Source organism: Pontibacillus salicampi (assembly GCF_042434395.1).
GTDB classification, from domain to species: Bacteria; Bacillota; Bacilli; order Bacillales; family BH030062; genus Pontibacillus; species Pontibacillus salicampi.
On the sequence record NZ_JBHLTP010000012.1, the window covers coordinates 1 to 16,529 of the forward strand.

Consider the following 16,529-nt stretch of genomic DNA (forward strand, 5'->3'; position numbering starts at 1 on the left):
TTGCCTCCGGCTTCCTTCAGATTCTAGGTCACCCCAGACACCCTTGCCTTTGGCTAACGGCTACAACGACCTTCACCGTTCGGGACTTTAACCCTAAAGCATGCACCCATGCCAGGCACACTAAGAGAAGGGCACTATCATGATCTCATGATAGTGCCCTTTTTTTGATTTATGATTAAACCATAATATTATTATGTAAACTAAATAAGGGAGAGGGGCCAACCCTCTTTTAAAATTGATACGATTGTATAAATGTTGTATCAATATGATGTTTCCACTTCCATGCCCATTTTCCTTTAAGAACGATATCTCCGTACATTAAGAATCCAGTATAATTTCCAATGGACATAATAGAGAGATAGCGCTGCTGCGGTTTATAATGTCTACCGTCACCTGTCGTTAGAAAGCCTCTAATGTTTTCCCACAATATCGGAGCCTCTCTAATCGCAAACACACCGTTTTTAGGGAGATTTGGTGCATTGGAGAGAGTTATACAGTCTCCTGCTCCAAAGATAGAAGGGTAGTCTTTCACTTGAAGCGTTGATTCCACCTGAAGGTATCCATCCTTATCGATTGGGAGGTTAGAAACTCTGAACAAGTCTGGAGCCTTTGGCCCAGTGAGCCATAGGACATCATCATAAGGGATAGCTTCATTCCTATTCGTCCATATTGCCTGCTTATCTATACTTTTTACCTGTTGATCTACGTAAAGATTTATACCAGCTTCTTCTGTTATTTCTTCAATCTTGTTCGAAACGCGATTTGACTGTTGAGCAAGCAGTCTATCGGAACTGGTAATTAACGAAACCCACCCCTTTTGGCCATGCCTTCTGCGATAAGCCTGTAGGGAAAGTGCCATCTCTGTACCCGCAATGCCTCCCCCAACAATGACCGGATTGGTGCTATTTCTCATCTCTTCGATCATCTCTGGGAAATGGTAGTTGGGTTTAATTCGTTTCGCATGCTCTTTTACACCTGGAAGTTCGGTATGGGCAGTTAACGATCCAATGTCAAATGATACCGCGTCGTATCCGAACACCTTTCCTTGATCTGTCAGGACTATTTTCTGTGAACCGTCTACGCTCATAATAGCCTCTTGAAGAAAAGTCCCGCCAGCTTCTTCTGTTAGTGCTTTTACATCTATACGAATATCTTCCATGTTATAAATTCCTTCGGTAAAGGAAGAAAACATTCCTGAATAATATTGATAGGGAGAAGGTGATACCACAGTAAGGGCTGTGTCTGGAATGGGGTTCTGTTTCCATTCTTTTATAATATGAAGATTTGCGTGACCTGCGCCTGCTAGTAATAGTTGTTTCAATGAAGTAATTCCTTTCCTGTCCTAAAGTAACGTTGCTTCTGTTGATATCATAGCAAAGCACACTGGGTTAAGAAAGTATTGCGGTCTATTAAGGATGGTAACTTTTAATGGATGTTGTTGGTTTTTGGTATAAAGCATTCTTATAGAAAAGAATTGAATTTGAGTAAGGGAATGTCTATATGCCCCCGGGGGTTGACTAAATATCTTTAGTGGTGTAATATACCCATATAGGTATTTATTTTTATTTCCAAGGAGGTATATCTATGAACGTAGATAAACAGTTAGATGTTAGAGGATTGGCTTGTCCAATGCCGCTAATTCAAACAAAAAAGGCTATTACTGATTTAGAGAGTGGTCAGGTAATGGAGATTGCTACTACTGATGCAGGTGCAAAGGCTGATCTGTCTATGTGGAGTAAATCCTCAGGCCATGAGTTTCTAGACAGTAAAGAGGATGAAGGAACATATACTATTTGGATCAAAAAAGGGTAATATTTTTTTTGGAGAAAATAATACCCCTATTGGTATTATGAGAGGAGGAAAGTCATGACAGAGACTAAAAAAACCAACATTGTCTTATTCAGTGGAGACTATGATAAAGCTATGGCTGCGTATATTATTGCAAATGGGGCAGCAGCTTATGATCATGAAGTGACTATATTTCATACATTCTGGGGGCTAAATGCTTTACGGAAAGATGGAAAAGTAGAGGCGCAGAAAAATATACTAGAAAAAATGTTTGGTAAAATGATGCCAAGAGGCGCTGATAAAATGGGGCTTTCCAAGATGAACATGGCAGGACTCGGACCGAAGATGATTAAGAAGGTAATGAAAAAGCATAATACCAGCACTGTACCAGAACTAATCGAAATGGCACAAATGCAAGGTGTGAACTTAGTAGCGTGTCAAATGACAATGGACTTACTCGGATTCAAGAGAGAAGAATTATTGGATGACCTAACGTACGCAGGTGTAGCAGCTTATCTTGGCGATGCTGAAGATGGGAATGTGAACCTGTTCATTTAATTGATCTACAGAGAAGGATACACATGTATCCTTCCTGTTTATTAGTAAGGGGGCTTACCATGGAACTAAACATACTTTTTTTCTTAACTATATTTGTTATCGGTTTTGCGGGTTCCTTTATTTCTGGAATGGTCGGTATTGGTGGATCTATTATTAAATACCCTTTGCTCCTTTATGTGCCACCATTACTCGGATTCACTGCTTTTACTGCTCATGAGGTTTCGGGAATTAGTGCAGTTCAAGTATTTTTCGCAACAATTGGTGGTGTTTGGGCGTATCGTAAAGGTGGTTACTTAAATAAACCACTTATTCTAACAATGGGAATCAGCATCCTTATCGGCAGTTTCATCGGTGGGTATGGCTCAAGACTTATGTCAGACAGCGCTGTCAACCTAGTGTACGGTGTTTTAGCAACCATTGCGGCCATAATGATGTTTGTACCAAAGAAAGGAAGAGAGGATACGCCGCTCGAGGAAGTCAGCTTCCATAAACCAATTGCTGCTGCTCTTGCTTTTATAACGGGTATTGGAGCAGGGATTGTAGGGGCTGCTGGCGCATTTATACTCGTTCCTATTATGCTGGTTGTATTAAAGATTCCGACAAGAATGACTATAGCTAGCTCTTTAGCAATAACCTTTATTTCATCTATTGGTGCAACAATAGGGAAGGTCACTACAGGACAGGTGGAATATGGACCTGCAGCAGTTATGATAGTAGCAAGCCTCATTGCTTCACCGTTAGGAGCTAGTGCTGGTAAAAAGATTAATACTTCTATACTCCAGGCTATTCTAGCATTGTTGATATTAGGCAGCGCCATAAAAATTTGGCTGGATTTTATCGGATTTTAACATAGAGCGTATATTCTCTTATGACAAAACAGCCTGTTTTGTGATGAGAGGGTATAGGCTCTCTTTTGTATGCAATTGGGCTTTTTCCCATGAGACCTATCATCTTGACTTTAGGAATGATATAATCTTGTATGGTAATCAAATTATATTGGAGGATTATGACTTATGTTGCAAGCAACTAACGTTAGTCTTCGCTTTGGAGACCAAAAGCTATTTGAAGACGTTAATATAAAGTTTAATCCAGGTAACTGTTATGGACTGATTGGTGCTAACGGTGCTGGTAAATCAACTTTTCTAAAAATTTTATCAGGCGAAATTGAAGCACAGACTGGAGAAGTATCCTTGAAGAAGGATCAAAGAATGGCTGTACTGAAGCAGGACCACTTCGAATATGAGGAATATGAAGTACTGCAAACGGTGCTTATGGGATATAAACGTCTCTATGACGTAATGCAAGAGAAAGATGCTATTTACCAAAAAGCAGAGTTCAGTGAAGAAGACGGAATGCGTGCAGCTGAATTAGAAGCAGAATTTGCTGAAATGAACGGGTGGGAAGCAGAATCTGATGCAGCTCGTTTATTAAAAGGCCTAGGTATTCCAGAAGAACTTCATAATAAGAACATGGCTGACTTGCTTAATTCTCAAAAAGTAAAAGTGCTGCTTGCTCAAGCTTTATTCGGTAATCCAGATGTCCTATTACTGGATGAGCCTACAAACGGCCTGGATATTCATGCTATTCAGTGGCTGGAAGAATTCCTAATCAATTTCGAAGGAACGGTTATTGTTGTTTCCCACGACCGTCACTTCCTGAATACGGTTTGTACTCACATTGCTGACCTAGACTTCGGTAAAATTCAAGTATATGTAGGTAACTATGACTTCTGGTACGAATCCAGCCAGCTTGCTCAAAAGCTTGCTAAAGAAGAGAATAAGAAGAAAGAACAGAAGGCTGCAGAACTAAAGGAATTTATTCAGCGCTTTAGTGCTAACAAATCCAAATCAAAACAAGCTACTTCTCGTAAGAAATTACTTGATAAAATTACGCTGGATGATATTCAGCCATCTTCTCGTCGCTATCCTTATATCGCATTCAAGCCAGACCGTGAAATTGGTAATGACTTGTTAGTGGTAGAGAACCTTTCTAAGACCATTGACGGCGTTAAAGTATTAGATAATATCTCTTTCAGATTGGAAAAAGATGATAAGGTAGCGCTGGTGGGAGATAATGATTTAGCTAAAACGACGCTTTTTAAAATATTAATGGGAGAAATGGAGCCAGACGCTGGCACGTATAAATGGGGAGTTACGACTTCTCAAAGCTATTTCCCAAAAGATAACTCAGCTTTCTTCGAAAACAATGACCAAAACCTTGTTCAATGGCTGCGTCAATACTCTCCTGAGGACGAAACAGAAACCTTCTTAAGAAGCTTCCTAGGTCGCATGCTGTTCTCTGGTGAAGAAGTGAAGAAGAAAGCAAAAGTGTTATCTGGTGGTGAGAAAGTACGTTGTATGCTCTCTAAGATGATGCTAAGTGGTTCAAATGTTCTGTTGTTAGATGAGCCGACGAACCACCTAGACTTAGAGTCCATTACAGCATTGAACGAAGGTCTAATTAATTTTAAAGGTTCAATCATCTTTGCATCTCATGACCATCAGTTCATTGAAACAATTGCGAATCGAATTATTGAAATTACACCAAACGGTATCATTGATAAATATATGCCATACGATGAATATGTCAATGACCCAGAAATTATGAGACAACGAAAGCAGCTAACTGCATAATGGAGTGAACACAAAGCTTGCCGTGGAAGATTACACGGCAAGCTTTAATAATGTAATATTTTTTCTGCTCTCCACCCATACATAATGTATAAATTATTCATCTAAATACCATTACAATACTAAATGTGCCTACAGAGAAAGCCTGTAACTGGTTTTACATAAATTATATAAAAAAAGGTTTGCTTTCGTATTGTTTCGGGGATTTCCTTTATAGGTAAAGAAAATAAGGGAGTGAGCAGTAATGGATAGTGTAGTCAGCACGAAACAACGAGCTAAAAGGAGCGGAAAACAAGCTAGTCAGGATGTAAAGCCATGGATAAGAGCATCTGCAAGGTTTGGATATGCTGCCAAGGGATCCGTATATATGCTGCTTGGGATATTATCCTTCATGGCTGCTATTGGAGTAGGAGGAAAGACAACGGGCACAAAGGGTGCTTTTGCTGCATTAGCACAAAAACCCTTTGGTAATATACTCATTTGGATCGCCGGTATCGGACTAGTCGGTTATGTGCTATGGAGAGTAATCCAAATTATTAAAAACCCTGAACACAAAGGAGTTATGCCTAGAATTGGCTTTTTTATTAGTGGTATTTTATACTCTTCATTAGCTATTAAAGCCTTCTCCATCGTATTAGGATCTGGGTCTGGTAATTCCTCAAGCGATGGTTCAAAGCAAACCCTGACAGCTAAAGTTCTAAGCCAGCCGTTTGGCAAGTGGGTCATAGCATCGATTGGGATTGGCGTAATTATCTATGGAATGTCTGAATTATACAGGGGGATTACAGAAAAATATAAAAAACAATTCAAATATGGTGAAATGAATTCCTCCGAAAAATCGGCAGTCAATAAAACAGGGAAAATCGGATTAACAGCTAGAGGAATTGTATTTGGAATTATTGGTTATTTCTTCATTCAAATTGCAATAACATCCTCTTCCAATAAGAGTCAGCAAATCGGTATAGATGGTGCACTATCTAAACTAGCAGAGCAGCCTTTTGGACAATGGCTTCTTGGGATCGTCTCTGTGGGTCTTGTCCTATTTGGCATATTCCAAATACTAAAAGCTAAAAACAGACACGTAAAGGTATCATAATGAGCGGGAGACCGCTCATTTTTTATGAGCCTTTTTAAGTGGTGCTTGAAACAAAGCCTTCCACTATCCCCTTTTTTAATATATTATCTTACCATCAATATTGGTCTTCAACAGAGCTTTGGTGATTAATGAAAGGAATACATGTAAATTCTGGTTTCCTAATACTCTATTATTCAGTAAAATAAGGGCAGAGGAAAAAAACTAGGGGGGAAATCATGGGGGCTGTTATCGAATCCTATAGTCCTATATTAATCATTATTGCTATCCTATTAACATTAATGACTACATATACAGCACTAGATTTATTTACATTACTTAGAAATGCAAAAAAGGGAAGCAGATTTCTATTTCTGGGTGGCATTTCATCTATGGGCATTGGTATTTGGGTGATGAATTTTCTTACAATGCTGGCCATGGACACCTATAGTTTAATTGGAAATCAAATCCCTTTCACTATACTCTCTATGATATTGAGTATTTCTTTTTCTGGAATGGCATTGTATGTATTAGCTAATAAAGTTATCCCGTTTCAAAAACTGTTGCTGGCAAGTTTATTTTTAACCCTTGCCGTATTTTCAGCACACGTTACGGGCATGTACACTTTGACGATTCATATACAATATCATTGGTTAGTGTTAATTCCATCGTTGCTATTAATTTACGGATCATTTTTGTTCTCCTTATGGGTTATGTTCAGCTACCGTAATACCATACATGTATCTAACATATGGTTAAAGCCTTTAAGTTCAATTATTATTACAGCTGCTATTGTAGAAGGCTACTTTCTGTTGACAAAGGCTTCTCTTTCATTGCCTGAAGAGGTTGCTGCTCCTACTTCAGGAGAATCACAGGAAGCATTTGTTTTATATTTAGTACTGTTTATTACTATTCTTATTACAGCAGGCATTCTTTGGTCTAGTACTTTAGTAAATAACAGACTTACGACGAGTGATACTTATCTAAGTGATATTGAATTTGCTTTGGATGCTTCATCCATCATTGCCATTACAAATCAAAGAGGCATCATAACATATGTAAACGATAAGTTTCTAGAAATATCCAAATTTCAGGAAGATGAGCTCATTGGTCAGGATCATCGAATATTGAACTCTGGCTACCATCCGAAGGAGTATTTCAAAGATTTATGGAGGACGATAGGGACTGGAAATGTGTGGCGTGGAGAGATTCGCAATAGAGCAAAAGACGGCACCTATTATTGGGTGGACACCACCATTGTGCCATTCTTAAATGAGAAAGGGAAGCCGTATCAATACCTGGCTATTCGAAATGACATTACGGAAAGAAAGAAAACCGAAGAGGTGCTGCATCGTCAGGATAAATTAGCAGCAGTTGGACAACTAGCAGCGGGAGTTGCTCATGAAATTCGTAATCCTCTTACATCTATGAGGGGCTATGCTGAATTTTTACAACTGGACGAAGTAGATCATGAAAGAAGAGAATACTTAGACATTATTGTAGATGAGATAGAGCGTGTGAATACCATCGTAGAAGACTTTATGATGCTGGCTAAACCAAAGGAAGTGGAGCTATCTCATGAAAACATAGTACCCATTTTACGAAATGTACTTTCCTTGCTGTCATATACTGCCCGGAAATATAAGGTAAACCTCCATTTGGAGGCTGAGGTAGAAGAGGTTCAATTATTATGCGATGCAGATCGATTAAAGCAAGTGTTTATTAATCTTGTAAAGAATGGGATAGAAGCAACACCACGAGGCGGAGATGTGACGGTCGAGCTACATGTAGACAATCAGGATATTATTATTAGGGTGAAGGATACTGGAAAGGGTATCTCCTCTGAGGAAATAAAGAAATTAGGGGAGCCATTTTATACAACCAAGCAGAGTGGTAATGGACTTGGATTAATGACAAGCTTTAAAATAATAGAAAGTCATCATGGCAGTGTTCGAGTAGAAAGTGAGAAAGAAATAGGCACATCGTTTATTATTACATTACCTTCATCTGTAACAGAAAAGATTACTGCACATTAGACTAAGCAGTAATCTTTTCTTTTGGTATAGTAGTTTCCCATTACACCTTAGGGGAACTCTTTAGTATGATAGGAATGAAATGATTGATGAAGAAGTGACACAAAAGGTATAGTAGATATGCTTTATATACTTAAGAAAGGGTGATTCTTTGCATCATAAAGATAAACGCTTTGCCATAGCCAATAGAGAAGCTCTCATTGGCGTTATCCTTGCTATTATCAATTTCATCTGGTGGTATGGCTTTGCTTATGGGCTGGGAAGCAAAAACCCAGAATCCTATACTTATATTTTTGGTTTACCTGCTTGGTTTTTTTATAGCTGTGTTTTAGGTTTCCTCATTATGGCCGTACTCGTCATCTTAGTGGTACGTTTTATGTTTACAGAGGTGCCCTTAGAAGATGAAGAAGGGGAGGAAACATGAATTTATCAGTACTTATCTCATTAATTATCTTCCTGCTAATTATTTTTATCATTGGATTTTGGTCTAGCAGACATTTACGCTCTTCAGATTCCTTCCTACAGGATTATTTTCTAGGCGGGAGACAATTAGGTGGTTTCATACTCGCTATGACTATGACAGCAACCTACGGAAGTGCAAGCAGTTTCATTGGGGGGCCAGGGCTTGCTTATAATCAAGGACTTGGATGGGTTCTCCTGGCCATGTCTCAGTTAGTAACAGGTTATTTTGTCTTAATGGTCCTTGGGAAACGATTTGCAATCGTGGCAAGACAATATCAGGCGGTTACATTAATTGATTTCCTGCGAAAACGATATGAGAATAAATGGGTGGTTATTACTGGAGCTCTTAGTATCGTTATCTTCTTATTTAGTGCAATGGCATCTCAATGGGTTGGAGGTGCCAGACTAATTGAATCCGTCACAGGGCTATCCTATACTAGCGCACTTTTCATTTTTGCGCTATCCGTTCTCGTATATGTCATCATAGGCGGTTTCCGAGCAGTAGCACTGACAGACACTGTACAAGGCGTGGTCATGTTTCTTGGGACACTAACATTACTTGTTGCGACGATCATTGCAGGAGGAGGTATGTCCTCGATTATGTCTGATCTCGTTGATCAGAATCCTAACTTGGTTACTCCTTTCGGGGCAAATGCTGACCTGACTCCTTCTTATGTATCCTCCTTTTGGATTCTTGTTGGTGTAGGAGTAGTTGGACTGCCCCATGTCACCGTTCGAGCAATGTCCTATAAATCATCTAAAGCAATGCATAGAGCTATTATTATAGGAACTGTCGTAGTTGGTGTCATCATGTTAAACATGCACCTCATAGGGGTACTTGCTAAACCGATTTTGCCAACCATTGAAAATCCTGACATGGTTATGCCAGCGATAGCTCAAGAAGTACTGCCGCCCTGGGTAGCAGGTATTGTCCTTTCGGCACCGATGGCAGCCATTATGTCTACAGTAGACTCCTTGCTATTATTAGTTAGCTCCGCTATTGTGAAAGATGTTTATATTAACTATATAAATCCTAAAGCAAGCAATGATCGTGTTAGGAAACTTAGCTTTACCGTTACTGCGATTCTTGGCATTATTGTTTTCTTGTTAGCAATACAGCCCCCTGAACTACTAATTTGGCTAAATCTATACGCCTTTGGCGGGCTAGAGGCAGCCTTTATATGGCCCGTGGTGTTAGGGTTGTATTGGTCTAAAGGGAATCAGTATGGCGCGCTGGCTTCCATGTTAACGGGTATAGGCTCCTACATCATTGTAGATAAAATGTTTAGTGACATGATTTCTGTTCATCCAGTAACCGTTCCAGTCGTATTATCATTTGTCGTATATGTCGTTGTCAGCTTTAGTACTCAAACCGCTAATAAACTAGGTTAATTGCGTCACGTGATAAATACTTCATCCTACACCTAGGATGAAGTATTTTCATGAATTGGAAGATTATATGTAATATTACTGTCATGTACTTGTTATAGATGCAACAACATTGTTACCTCCTTGTTCTTTGTATATCTAGGTTGTCTGTTATAGTATTACCTAGGTTAATTGCTTAACGCAAAAACAAAACAGGGGGAGTTACCATATGAAAAAAGCAATTATGACTATTGCTGCTGTCGCGGGTGTTTCTGGTGTTTTTGCAAGTACTGCACATGCAGAAGAGGTACAGGTGAAGAAAGGTGATACGCTTTGGGGTATTTCCCAAGCACATAATGTAACCGTACAAGATTTACAAGACTGGAATAATTTATCTAATCATATCATTTACGCAGGATCTTCATTAGAGGTGTCCGGAGCATCTAATGAACCGAAGAAGGTAAATGTTAATCATACAAATACTTACACCGTTCAATCTGGTGACACACTTTGGGGTATTGCTAACGAAAATGGACTATCTGTGAGCGGTTTAAAATCCAAAAATAAATTGACTTCTGACATTATTCATCCTGGTCAGAAGTTACAGCTAAAGGGATCAAATCAGCAGACAAACAATACTTCTGCTAAATCAAAGCAAACGGAAGCTACTACTAAATCCACTCACACGGTTCAGCCGGGTGATACATTATGGGGGATAGCTAGTGCCAATGGAGTTTCTGTTAGTAATGTAAAAGCATGGAACCATTTAAGTTCAAATACCATTTATGTTGGCCAATCCTTAAAACTTGATGGTCCTGCAAAGCAAACAGCACAGGCGTCTGCTCCAACCCAGAACCAGCAAAACACTAGCCAAAATAATACATCTTCTAACCAGCAGCCATCTCGTTCTGATAATCAAGCGGTTAAGACATTAAATATGTCCTCCACTGCTTATACGGCCTACTGTAATGGCTGCTCTGGAATAACATCAACGGGTATTAACTTAAAAGCCAATCCAAACCAGAAGGTAATAGCTGTGGATCCAAGTGTCATCCCATTAGGTACTAAAGTTCATGTGGAAGGCTATGGATACGCGATTGCTGGTGATACAGGCGGTGCGATAAAAGGAAATAAAATTGATGTATTCTTCCCAAATAAGAGTCAGGCATATCAATGGGGACGGAAAACAGTAAAAGTAAAAGTATTGGATTAATAATAACGTAAGCTGCCTTCTCAAGTGGCAGCTTTTTTTGTATATCGCAACATATTTTTCTCCCTTCTAAGCCACGATAGTAGTGTATTACTAAAAAACAGATAGAAGGAGAGATGTTATGACTAGAGGACAAAGCAAGAAACATAAGGAAAAGAATGACGCAAAGCTTTCTCAAACTCCAGCAAAAGATATCGTAGAAGATGGCAGAGATGTGGAGTTTGCATCTGAATTCGCAGATCAGGAATATAGAGAGGCACAGAAAAGAGCCAATGCTGCGGATGAAAGAGCAAAACAGCACAAACAACATTAAATGAAGAATACAGAAGGCCGTCTATGAACTAGAGCATAGACGGCCTTCTGTTTTTTATCTTTAGACCTCGAAGTATTACGTTTCTGATGTAGGGAAGACTTTAGATCGTGTTAAAAATCGTAACCCTTCTGGCCCTTCTAAAGAGAACATCCCCCCTCTACCTTCTACAACATCAATGATAAGTTGGGTATGCTTCCAGTATTCATATTGCCGCTTATCAATATAAAACGGACAACCGCCAATTTCACCCAGCTTCACATCAGAATCTCCAATCATGAAGTCACCGTCTGCAAAGCACATAGGTGAACTGCCATCACAACATCCTCCTGATTGATGAAACATAAGAGAGCCATGTTTAGCTTTTAGCTTCTCGATTAAGTCAATAGCTTGTGGTGTAGCGGTAACCTTATCCATATTAATAAAATCCTAACTTTTGAGGGCTGTAGCTTACAAGCATATTTTTTGTTTGTTGATAATGAGAAAGCATCATTTTGTGGTTTTCTCTTCCAATACCAGACATTTTGTAGCCGCCAAATGCTGCATGAGCAGGATAGGAGTGATAGCAATTCGTCCATACCCGTCCTGCTTCTATATTTCGACCAAAAGTATAGGCAGTATTAATATTTCTTGTCCATATTCCAGCACCTAGTCCATACAGGGTATCGTTAGCGATTTCTAACGCTTCTTCTTCTGAACTAAATGTGGTAACCGAGACAACTGGTCCGAAAATTTCTTCTTGAAAAACACGCATGTCATTGGAGCCTTTGAAGATAGTTGGATTAACGTAATAGCCTCCACTCAATTCACCAGTTTGGACATTACGGTCACCGCCAATTAAACATTCAGCGCCTTCTTCTTTACCTATCTCCAAATATGACAGTATCTTTTCCAATTGTTCATTCGATGCTTGTGCCCCCATCATTGTCTCTGTATCTAATGGATTGCCTTGCTTGATTTGTTTTACTCTTTCCAAAGCCCGGTCCATAAATTTGTCATAGATAGACTCGTGAATAAGTGCGCGGGATGGGCATGTACAAACCTCACCTTGGTTTAAGGCAAACATCACAAAACCTTCAACCGCTTTATCAAAAAATTCATCATCATGATCGGCAATATCCGGGAAGAAAATGTTCGGAGATTTGCCTCCTAATTCAAGCGTAACGGGAATAATATTTTGGGAGGCATATTGCATAATCATTCTTCCGGTAGTAGTTTCCCCAGTAAAAGCCACTTTTGCAATGCGATCATTAGAGGCCAACGGTTTTCCAGCTTCTACTCCAAAACCATTTACAATATTGAGAACTCCAGCTGGCAGCAAATCCTCGATGAGCTCGGTTAGGACCATAATAGAGGCTGGTGTTTGTTCAGCAGGCTTTAAAACTACACAGTTCCCAGCAGCCAAGGCAGGAGCTAGCTTCCACGTAGCCATTAATATTGGGAAGTTCCAAGGAATGATTTGTCCTACAACACCTAGTGGTTCTTTAAAATGATAGGCAACTGTTTCGTTATCAATTTGACCAATTGAACCTTCTTCTGCACGGATACAGCCTGCAAAATATCGGAAGTGATCTACAGCCAAAGGCAGGTCCGCTGCTAGCGTTTCTCGAACCGCTTTACCATTATCCCACGTTTCTGCAACAGCTAGCATTTCTAAGTTATTTTCTATTCGATCAGCAATCTTATTGAGAATGTTTGCTCTTTCGGCAGGGGATGTTTGCGCCCAATCGTTTTTTGCACTATAGCCAGCATCTATGGCTAAATCCACATCTGCTGCCTTGGATCTTGCTACTTCACAGAAAACCTGTCCATTGACAGGGCTTACGTTTTCAAAGTATTCTCCATCCACTGGTGCAACCCATTCGCCACCAATAAAATTATCATACCGTTTCTTAAAACTCACCTTAGAATTTGCTTCTCCTGGATTAGCATAGATCATGTAAATCCTCCTTTAGTATTTAGGCAGTCTTCTATTCTTTTTATGTAAACGCTTTCTTAAAAGTAAATACTTTCCTTATTTGTAAAGGGAAGACCTCATACATAGCAGTCTAGAAAAAGAATAGAACTTACTGTTAAGTGTAAATATTCTGAATATAATTATCAAGCAAGATGACCTCAACACATATGAATAAATTTCGAATTATAGGACATCGTATAAACGTACCACCTTACTCAATCTAAAGGAGCTGTTACACATGGCTAAACGTAACCAAGAAAAAAATAACAAACCAGAAAAGCAAAAGCGTGATCAGGAATTCGGTCAGGAGTTAGATGCACGCGACTATGAGAAGCAAGAACGCAATGCAGAAGCAAAAGCAATGAAAGCTAAAAAGGACAATAAATAGGAATAGCTAGTCTGTTAGAACATTTTTATAGTGAAACAAAAAGCAAAGGTTTAGTTTCTGCCTTTGCTTTTTGTTTTTCATTCTTTAGTGGTATTGTTTGTGTGTGTGATTGTAATGATTTATAGTGGATGATGAAGAAAAAGGAGGGGAATGTTATGCGACTAAAAAATAAAAAAATTATTCAACTCGTAAGCAATGATTTCGAAGATTTAGAACTATGGTATCCAGTAATGCGCCTTCGAGAGGAAGGAGCTATTGTGGACATTGTCGGCGAAAAGGCAGAGGAAGAGTACGTAGGTAAATACGGCGTACCTGTTACATCTGACAAAGCATTTGATACCATTAATCCAGACGACTATGATGCAATTCTCGTTCCTGGTGGATGGTCTCCCGATAAGCTCAGAAGATACGATTCTATAATAACAATGGTTCGTAAAATGAATGAACAGAATAAAGCGATTGGCCAAGTATGCCATGCAGGCTGGGTGCTGATATCAGCTGATATATTAAAAGGGAAAAGAGTAACCAGTACACCTGGTATTAAAGACGATATGATTAATGCTGGCTCCACCTGGGTGAACGAACCAGTAACTGTGGATGGAAACATAATCTCCAGCCGTCGTCCACCAGACTTGCCTGATTATATGAGAGAATTCATATCGGTATTAGAAAAGCAATCCTAACCAAACCCTCTTTTTGTAGGGAAGCCATGGCTTCCCTACAATTTTTTTGCCTATAGAGAAGCAATATTCCAATCGTTTTGATATTTTATTCGTATCATGATGTCTTTTTTTTGATTCTTTGAAACCACCTCCGTTACCTATCCGTCAGAAGAAGTAGATATATCTGAAACTCTGTTAATGCATTAACAGCCAACTATTACTAGGGAGGTTGTTAATATGTTAAAAAAATTAATTTCCATTATAACTGGATTAATTGTAGTTATGGGTGCGGGTAGTCCAGTTATGGCAGAAAACGTTGGAAAACCACCTGTAAAGGAATTAGAATACCGCCTAAAAGAGCTGACTACGTTAGAAACGAATGAGAACTTCAAAGTAAAAAAATATGATTCCAAGGATCGCTTAGAAGAAGAATTCAAAAATATCATGGTATGGCCTCTTGCAGATTATTATCTAGATCATTACTTCGAGGAAAAAAATAATAATGTGTACATTATACCTACGGAAGGTCCCACGAAGATAAATTTTCAGAATGATTATAATTTGGAAAAATTAAGCGACCATCATTACAAAGTAACGCAACAAGGAAGTAATCAACTTCGAGGGAATTATACACTAACTATTCATTACAAGTACGAAGCAGGAAAGTGGGTCATGGCAGATAGAATGAATCGCGTTGGTCTTGAAAATGGTGGTCCAATGCCAGATACAGCAAGCAGCTATCCTATTATGATGATAAGCGGGCTTGTAATGCTTGCCCTTGGTAGTGGGATGTTTATGATGAGAAGAGGTATTGCTAGATAGTAAACACAATGCTCTTTATCGTAAAGGATTCCTTGTTGTAGCTTAATATCACATAAAAGAGGGCTGCCATCTAGCAGCCCTCTTTTATGAATTAATATGGTTGATCTTGATAGTAATAATTTGGTGAATGAATTGTATTATCATATTCCTTATGAAACATATGGGTAGTTGCTGGAGAAAGGGGCGGGTTTAACCAAACCCAGTCTCCTGTTACCTTTCTTCCATGGTGGTGCTCTTTCATTTCAAACGAGTGAAATTGCTGGGCAGCAGTATGATGGTCCACGATATTAACCCCATCTTCCTTATAAGAATGTATAACGGCTGCATTTAGTTCTAGTAGTGCTCTGTCTTTCCATAGGGATTGATTCCTTTTAATGTCTAATCCCATAAAGGAAGCGACCTTTGGCAGCATGTTATATCGACATTCATCCGCTAAATTCCGTGCTCCAATTTCTGTTTCCATATACCATCCATTAAATGGAGCTCCTACATATTCTATTCCACCAATTTCTAATTTCATATCAGAAAGAATGGGAACAGCATACCATTTTAAGTGCAGGTCAGAAAACCAATCATAATGTGGATGACGTAAAGGTATCTCTAGCACAATATCATTGGGGACCTCAAACCAAACTGGTGATTCGTCTCCAATTTGAATAACCCACGGTAATATATCGTAATGAGTTCCTTCCCCAACCCACCCAAGTTCTGTACACTTTTTCGTGAAGGCAATAGAGGCTGGGTCACCAAGAACACCGTCTTCGGTTTCGTATCCGGCATAACGGATTAATTGATGATTCCATATTCGAACTGCATTTTCCTTATTATGTACAGGATGAAATACCGTGATGGTAGAACGAATTTTACCACCATTAGTTGCATATCGAACGTGGGCTTCTAATGCATCGCGCACTTCATCAACGGTTTGCAGACCTCGTTTATCGAAAACCTTTAAACTATTCCAAAACAGCCTTCCGATACATTTATTACTGTTCCTCCAAGCCATCTTCGCTCCATGATCTATCTCTTCAAATGTATGTTCATAAAAGCCATATTGCTCAATCTCGGCTGCAATTTCAGTTAATCTGGCAGTCAATTCTTCGGACGATTTACCTAATTCCTCATAACAAGTTGTTATAAATTGCTCTGCTTGCTGCATTATCTCAGTAGTTGTCACGATACCGAACCTCCATTTATTACACTTCAGTTATTGTAACACAATTGCATCATGTTATATGTGACATAAGTATGTACATAATAGAAGGGAAA

17 protein-coding genes are annotated in these 16,529 nt (G+C 39.1%); 13 read left to right on the top strand and 4 right to left on the bottom strand.

Features of this window, described 5'->3' with window-relative positions:
• Positions 1–229: 229 nt before the first annotated feature.
• Positions 230–1,321, bottom strand: coding sequence for an FAD-dependent oxidoreductase (locus tag ACFFGV_RS14775; RefSeq protein ID WP_377349340.1), 1,092 nt, complete (start codon positions 1,319–1,321; stop codon positions 230–232).
• Positions 1,322–1,584: 263 nt separating this feature from the next.
• Between ACFFGV_RS14775 and ACFFGV_RS14780 the strand changes: the two genes are divergently transcribed.
• The 10 genes from ACFFGV_RS14780 to ACFFGV_RS14825 all read left to right on the top strand — a co-directional run bounded on the left by ACFFGV_RS14780 (position 1,585) and on the right by ACFFGV_RS14825 (position 11,434).
• Positions 1,585–1,812 (top strand): sulfurtransferase TusA family protein, encoded by a 228-nt coding sequence (locus ACFFGV_RS14780; protein ID WP_377349342.1) that lies wholly within the window; start codon positions 1,585–1,587, stop codon positions 1,810–1,812.
• A gap of 54 nt (positions 1,813–1,866) precedes the next feature.
• On the top strand, positions 1,867–2,346 hold the full coding sequence (locus ACFFGV_RS14785) for a DsrE/DsrF/DrsH-like family protein (RefSeq protein ID WP_377349344.1): 480 nt from the start codon (positions 1,867–1,869) through the stop codon (positions 2,344–2,346).
• 59 nt (positions 2,347–2,405) lie between these two features.
• The gene (locus ACFFGV_RS14790; protein WP_377349346.1) at positions 2,406–3,194 is read left to right on the top strand and encodes a sulfite exporter TauE/SafE family protein; all 789 of its coding nucleotides are present in this window, start codon (positions 2,406–2,408) and stop codon (positions 3,192–3,194) included.
• A gap of 165 nt (positions 3,195–3,359) precedes the next feature.
• Complete coding sequence (locus tag ACFFGV_RS14795; protein WP_377349349.1) at positions 3,360–4,979, top strand: ABC-F family ATP-binding cassette domain-containing protein; 1,620 nt, start codon at positions 3,360–3,362, stop codon at positions 4,977–4,979.
• A 241-nt stretch (positions 4,980–5,220) separates the two neighbouring features.
• Positions 5,221–6,072 (top strand): DUF1206 domain-containing protein, encoded by an 852-nt coding sequence (locus ACFFGV_RS14800; protein ID WP_377349351.1) that lies wholly within the window; start codon positions 5,221–5,223, stop codon positions 6,070–6,072.
• Positions 6,073–6,287: 215 nt separating this feature from the next.
• Positions 6,288–8,084 carry an ATP-binding protein gene (locus ACFFGV_RS14805; protein ID WP_377349354.1) on the top strand — a complete coding sequence of 599 codons (1,797 nt, stop codon included), beginning with the start codon at positions 6,288–6,290 and terminating at the stop codon, positions 8,082–8,084.
• Positions 8,085–8,232: 148 nt separating this feature from the next.
• Positions 8,233–8,505 (top strand): YhdT family protein, encoded by a 273-nt coding sequence (locus ACFFGV_RS14810; RefSeq protein ID WP_377349357.1) that lies wholly within the window; start codon positions 8,233–8,235, stop codon positions 8,503–8,505.
• A complete protein-coding gene (panF, locus tag ACFFGV_RS14815; protein WP_377349359.1) occupies positions 8,502–9,935 on the top strand; it encodes a sodium/pantothenate symporter in 1,434 nt (477 codons plus the stop codon). The genes ACFFGV_RS14810 and panF overlap by 4 nt, the downstream gene beginning before the upstream one ends.
• A 205-nt stretch (positions 9,936–10,140) precedes the next feature.
• Positions 10,141–11,124, top strand: a complete 984-nt coding sequence (locus ACFFGV_RS14820) for a LysM peptidoglycan-binding and 3D domain-containing protein (RefSeq protein ID WP_377349361.1) — start codon at positions 10,141–10,143, stop codon at positions 11,122–11,124.
• 118 nt (positions 11,125–11,242) lie between these two features.
• Positions 11,243–11,434 carry a YfhD family protein gene (locus ACFFGV_RS14825; RefSeq protein WP_377349363.1) on the top strand — a complete coding sequence of 64 codons (192 nt, stop codon included), beginning with the start codon at positions 11,243–11,245 and terminating at the stop codon, positions 11,432–11,434.
• A 75-nt stretch (positions 11,435–11,509) separates the two neighbouring features.
• Here the strand turns inward: ACFFGV_RS14825 and ACFFGV_RS14830 are convergent, their stop codons facing one another.
• Both ACFFGV_RS14830 and exaC read right to left on the bottom strand, forming a co-directional pair.
• On the bottom strand, positions 11,510–11,848 hold the full coding sequence (locus ACFFGV_RS14830; protein WP_377349365.1) for a DUF779 domain-containing protein: 339 nt from the start codon (positions 11,846–11,848) through the stop codon (positions 11,510–11,512).
• A gap of 1 nt (position 11,849) precedes the next feature.
• Positions 11,850–13,370 (bottom strand): acetaldehyde dehydrogenase ExaC, encoded by a 1,521-nt coding sequence (exaC, locus tag ACFFGV_RS14835; protein WP_377349367.1) that lies wholly within the window; start codon positions 13,368–13,370, stop codon positions 11,850–11,852.
• A 256-nt stretch (positions 13,371–13,626) separates the two neighbouring features.
• On the opposite strand from exaC, the gene ACFFGV_RS14840 reads away from it, so the two are divergent.
• The 3 genes from ACFFGV_RS14840 (at position 13,627) to ACFFGV_RS14850 (ending at position 15,260) form a co-directional block, all read left to right on the top strand.
• Positions 13,627–13,776, top strand: a complete 150-nt coding sequence (locus tag ACFFGV_RS14840; protein ID WP_377349369.1) for a hypothetical protein — start codon at positions 13,627–13,629, stop codon at positions 13,774–13,776.
• Positions 13,777–13,931: 155 nt separating this feature from the next.
• Positions 13,932–14,459: a type 1 glutamine amidotransferase domain-containing protein gene (locus tag ACFFGV_RS14845; RefSeq protein ID WP_377349372.1), complete on the top strand. Its 528-nt coding sequence runs from the start codon at positions 13,932–13,934 to the stop codon at positions 14,457–14,459.
• A gap of 216 nt (positions 14,460–14,675) precedes the next feature.
• On the top strand, positions 14,676–15,260 hold the full coding sequence (locus ACFFGV_RS14850; RefSeq protein ID WP_377349375.1) for a hypothetical protein: 585 nt from the start codon (positions 14,676–14,678) through the stop codon (positions 15,258–15,260).
• Positions 15,261–15,351: 91 nt separating this feature from the next.
• Here the strand turns inward: ACFFGV_RS14850 and ACFFGV_RS14855 are convergent, their stop codons facing one another.
• On the bottom strand, positions 15,352–16,419 hold the full coding sequence (locus ACFFGV_RS14855) for a nitric oxide synthase oxygenase (RefSeq protein ID WP_377349759.1): 1,068 nt from the start codon (positions 16,417–16,419) through the stop codon (positions 15,352–15,354).
• Between the last annotated feature and the right edge of the window lie 110 nt (positions 16,420–16,529).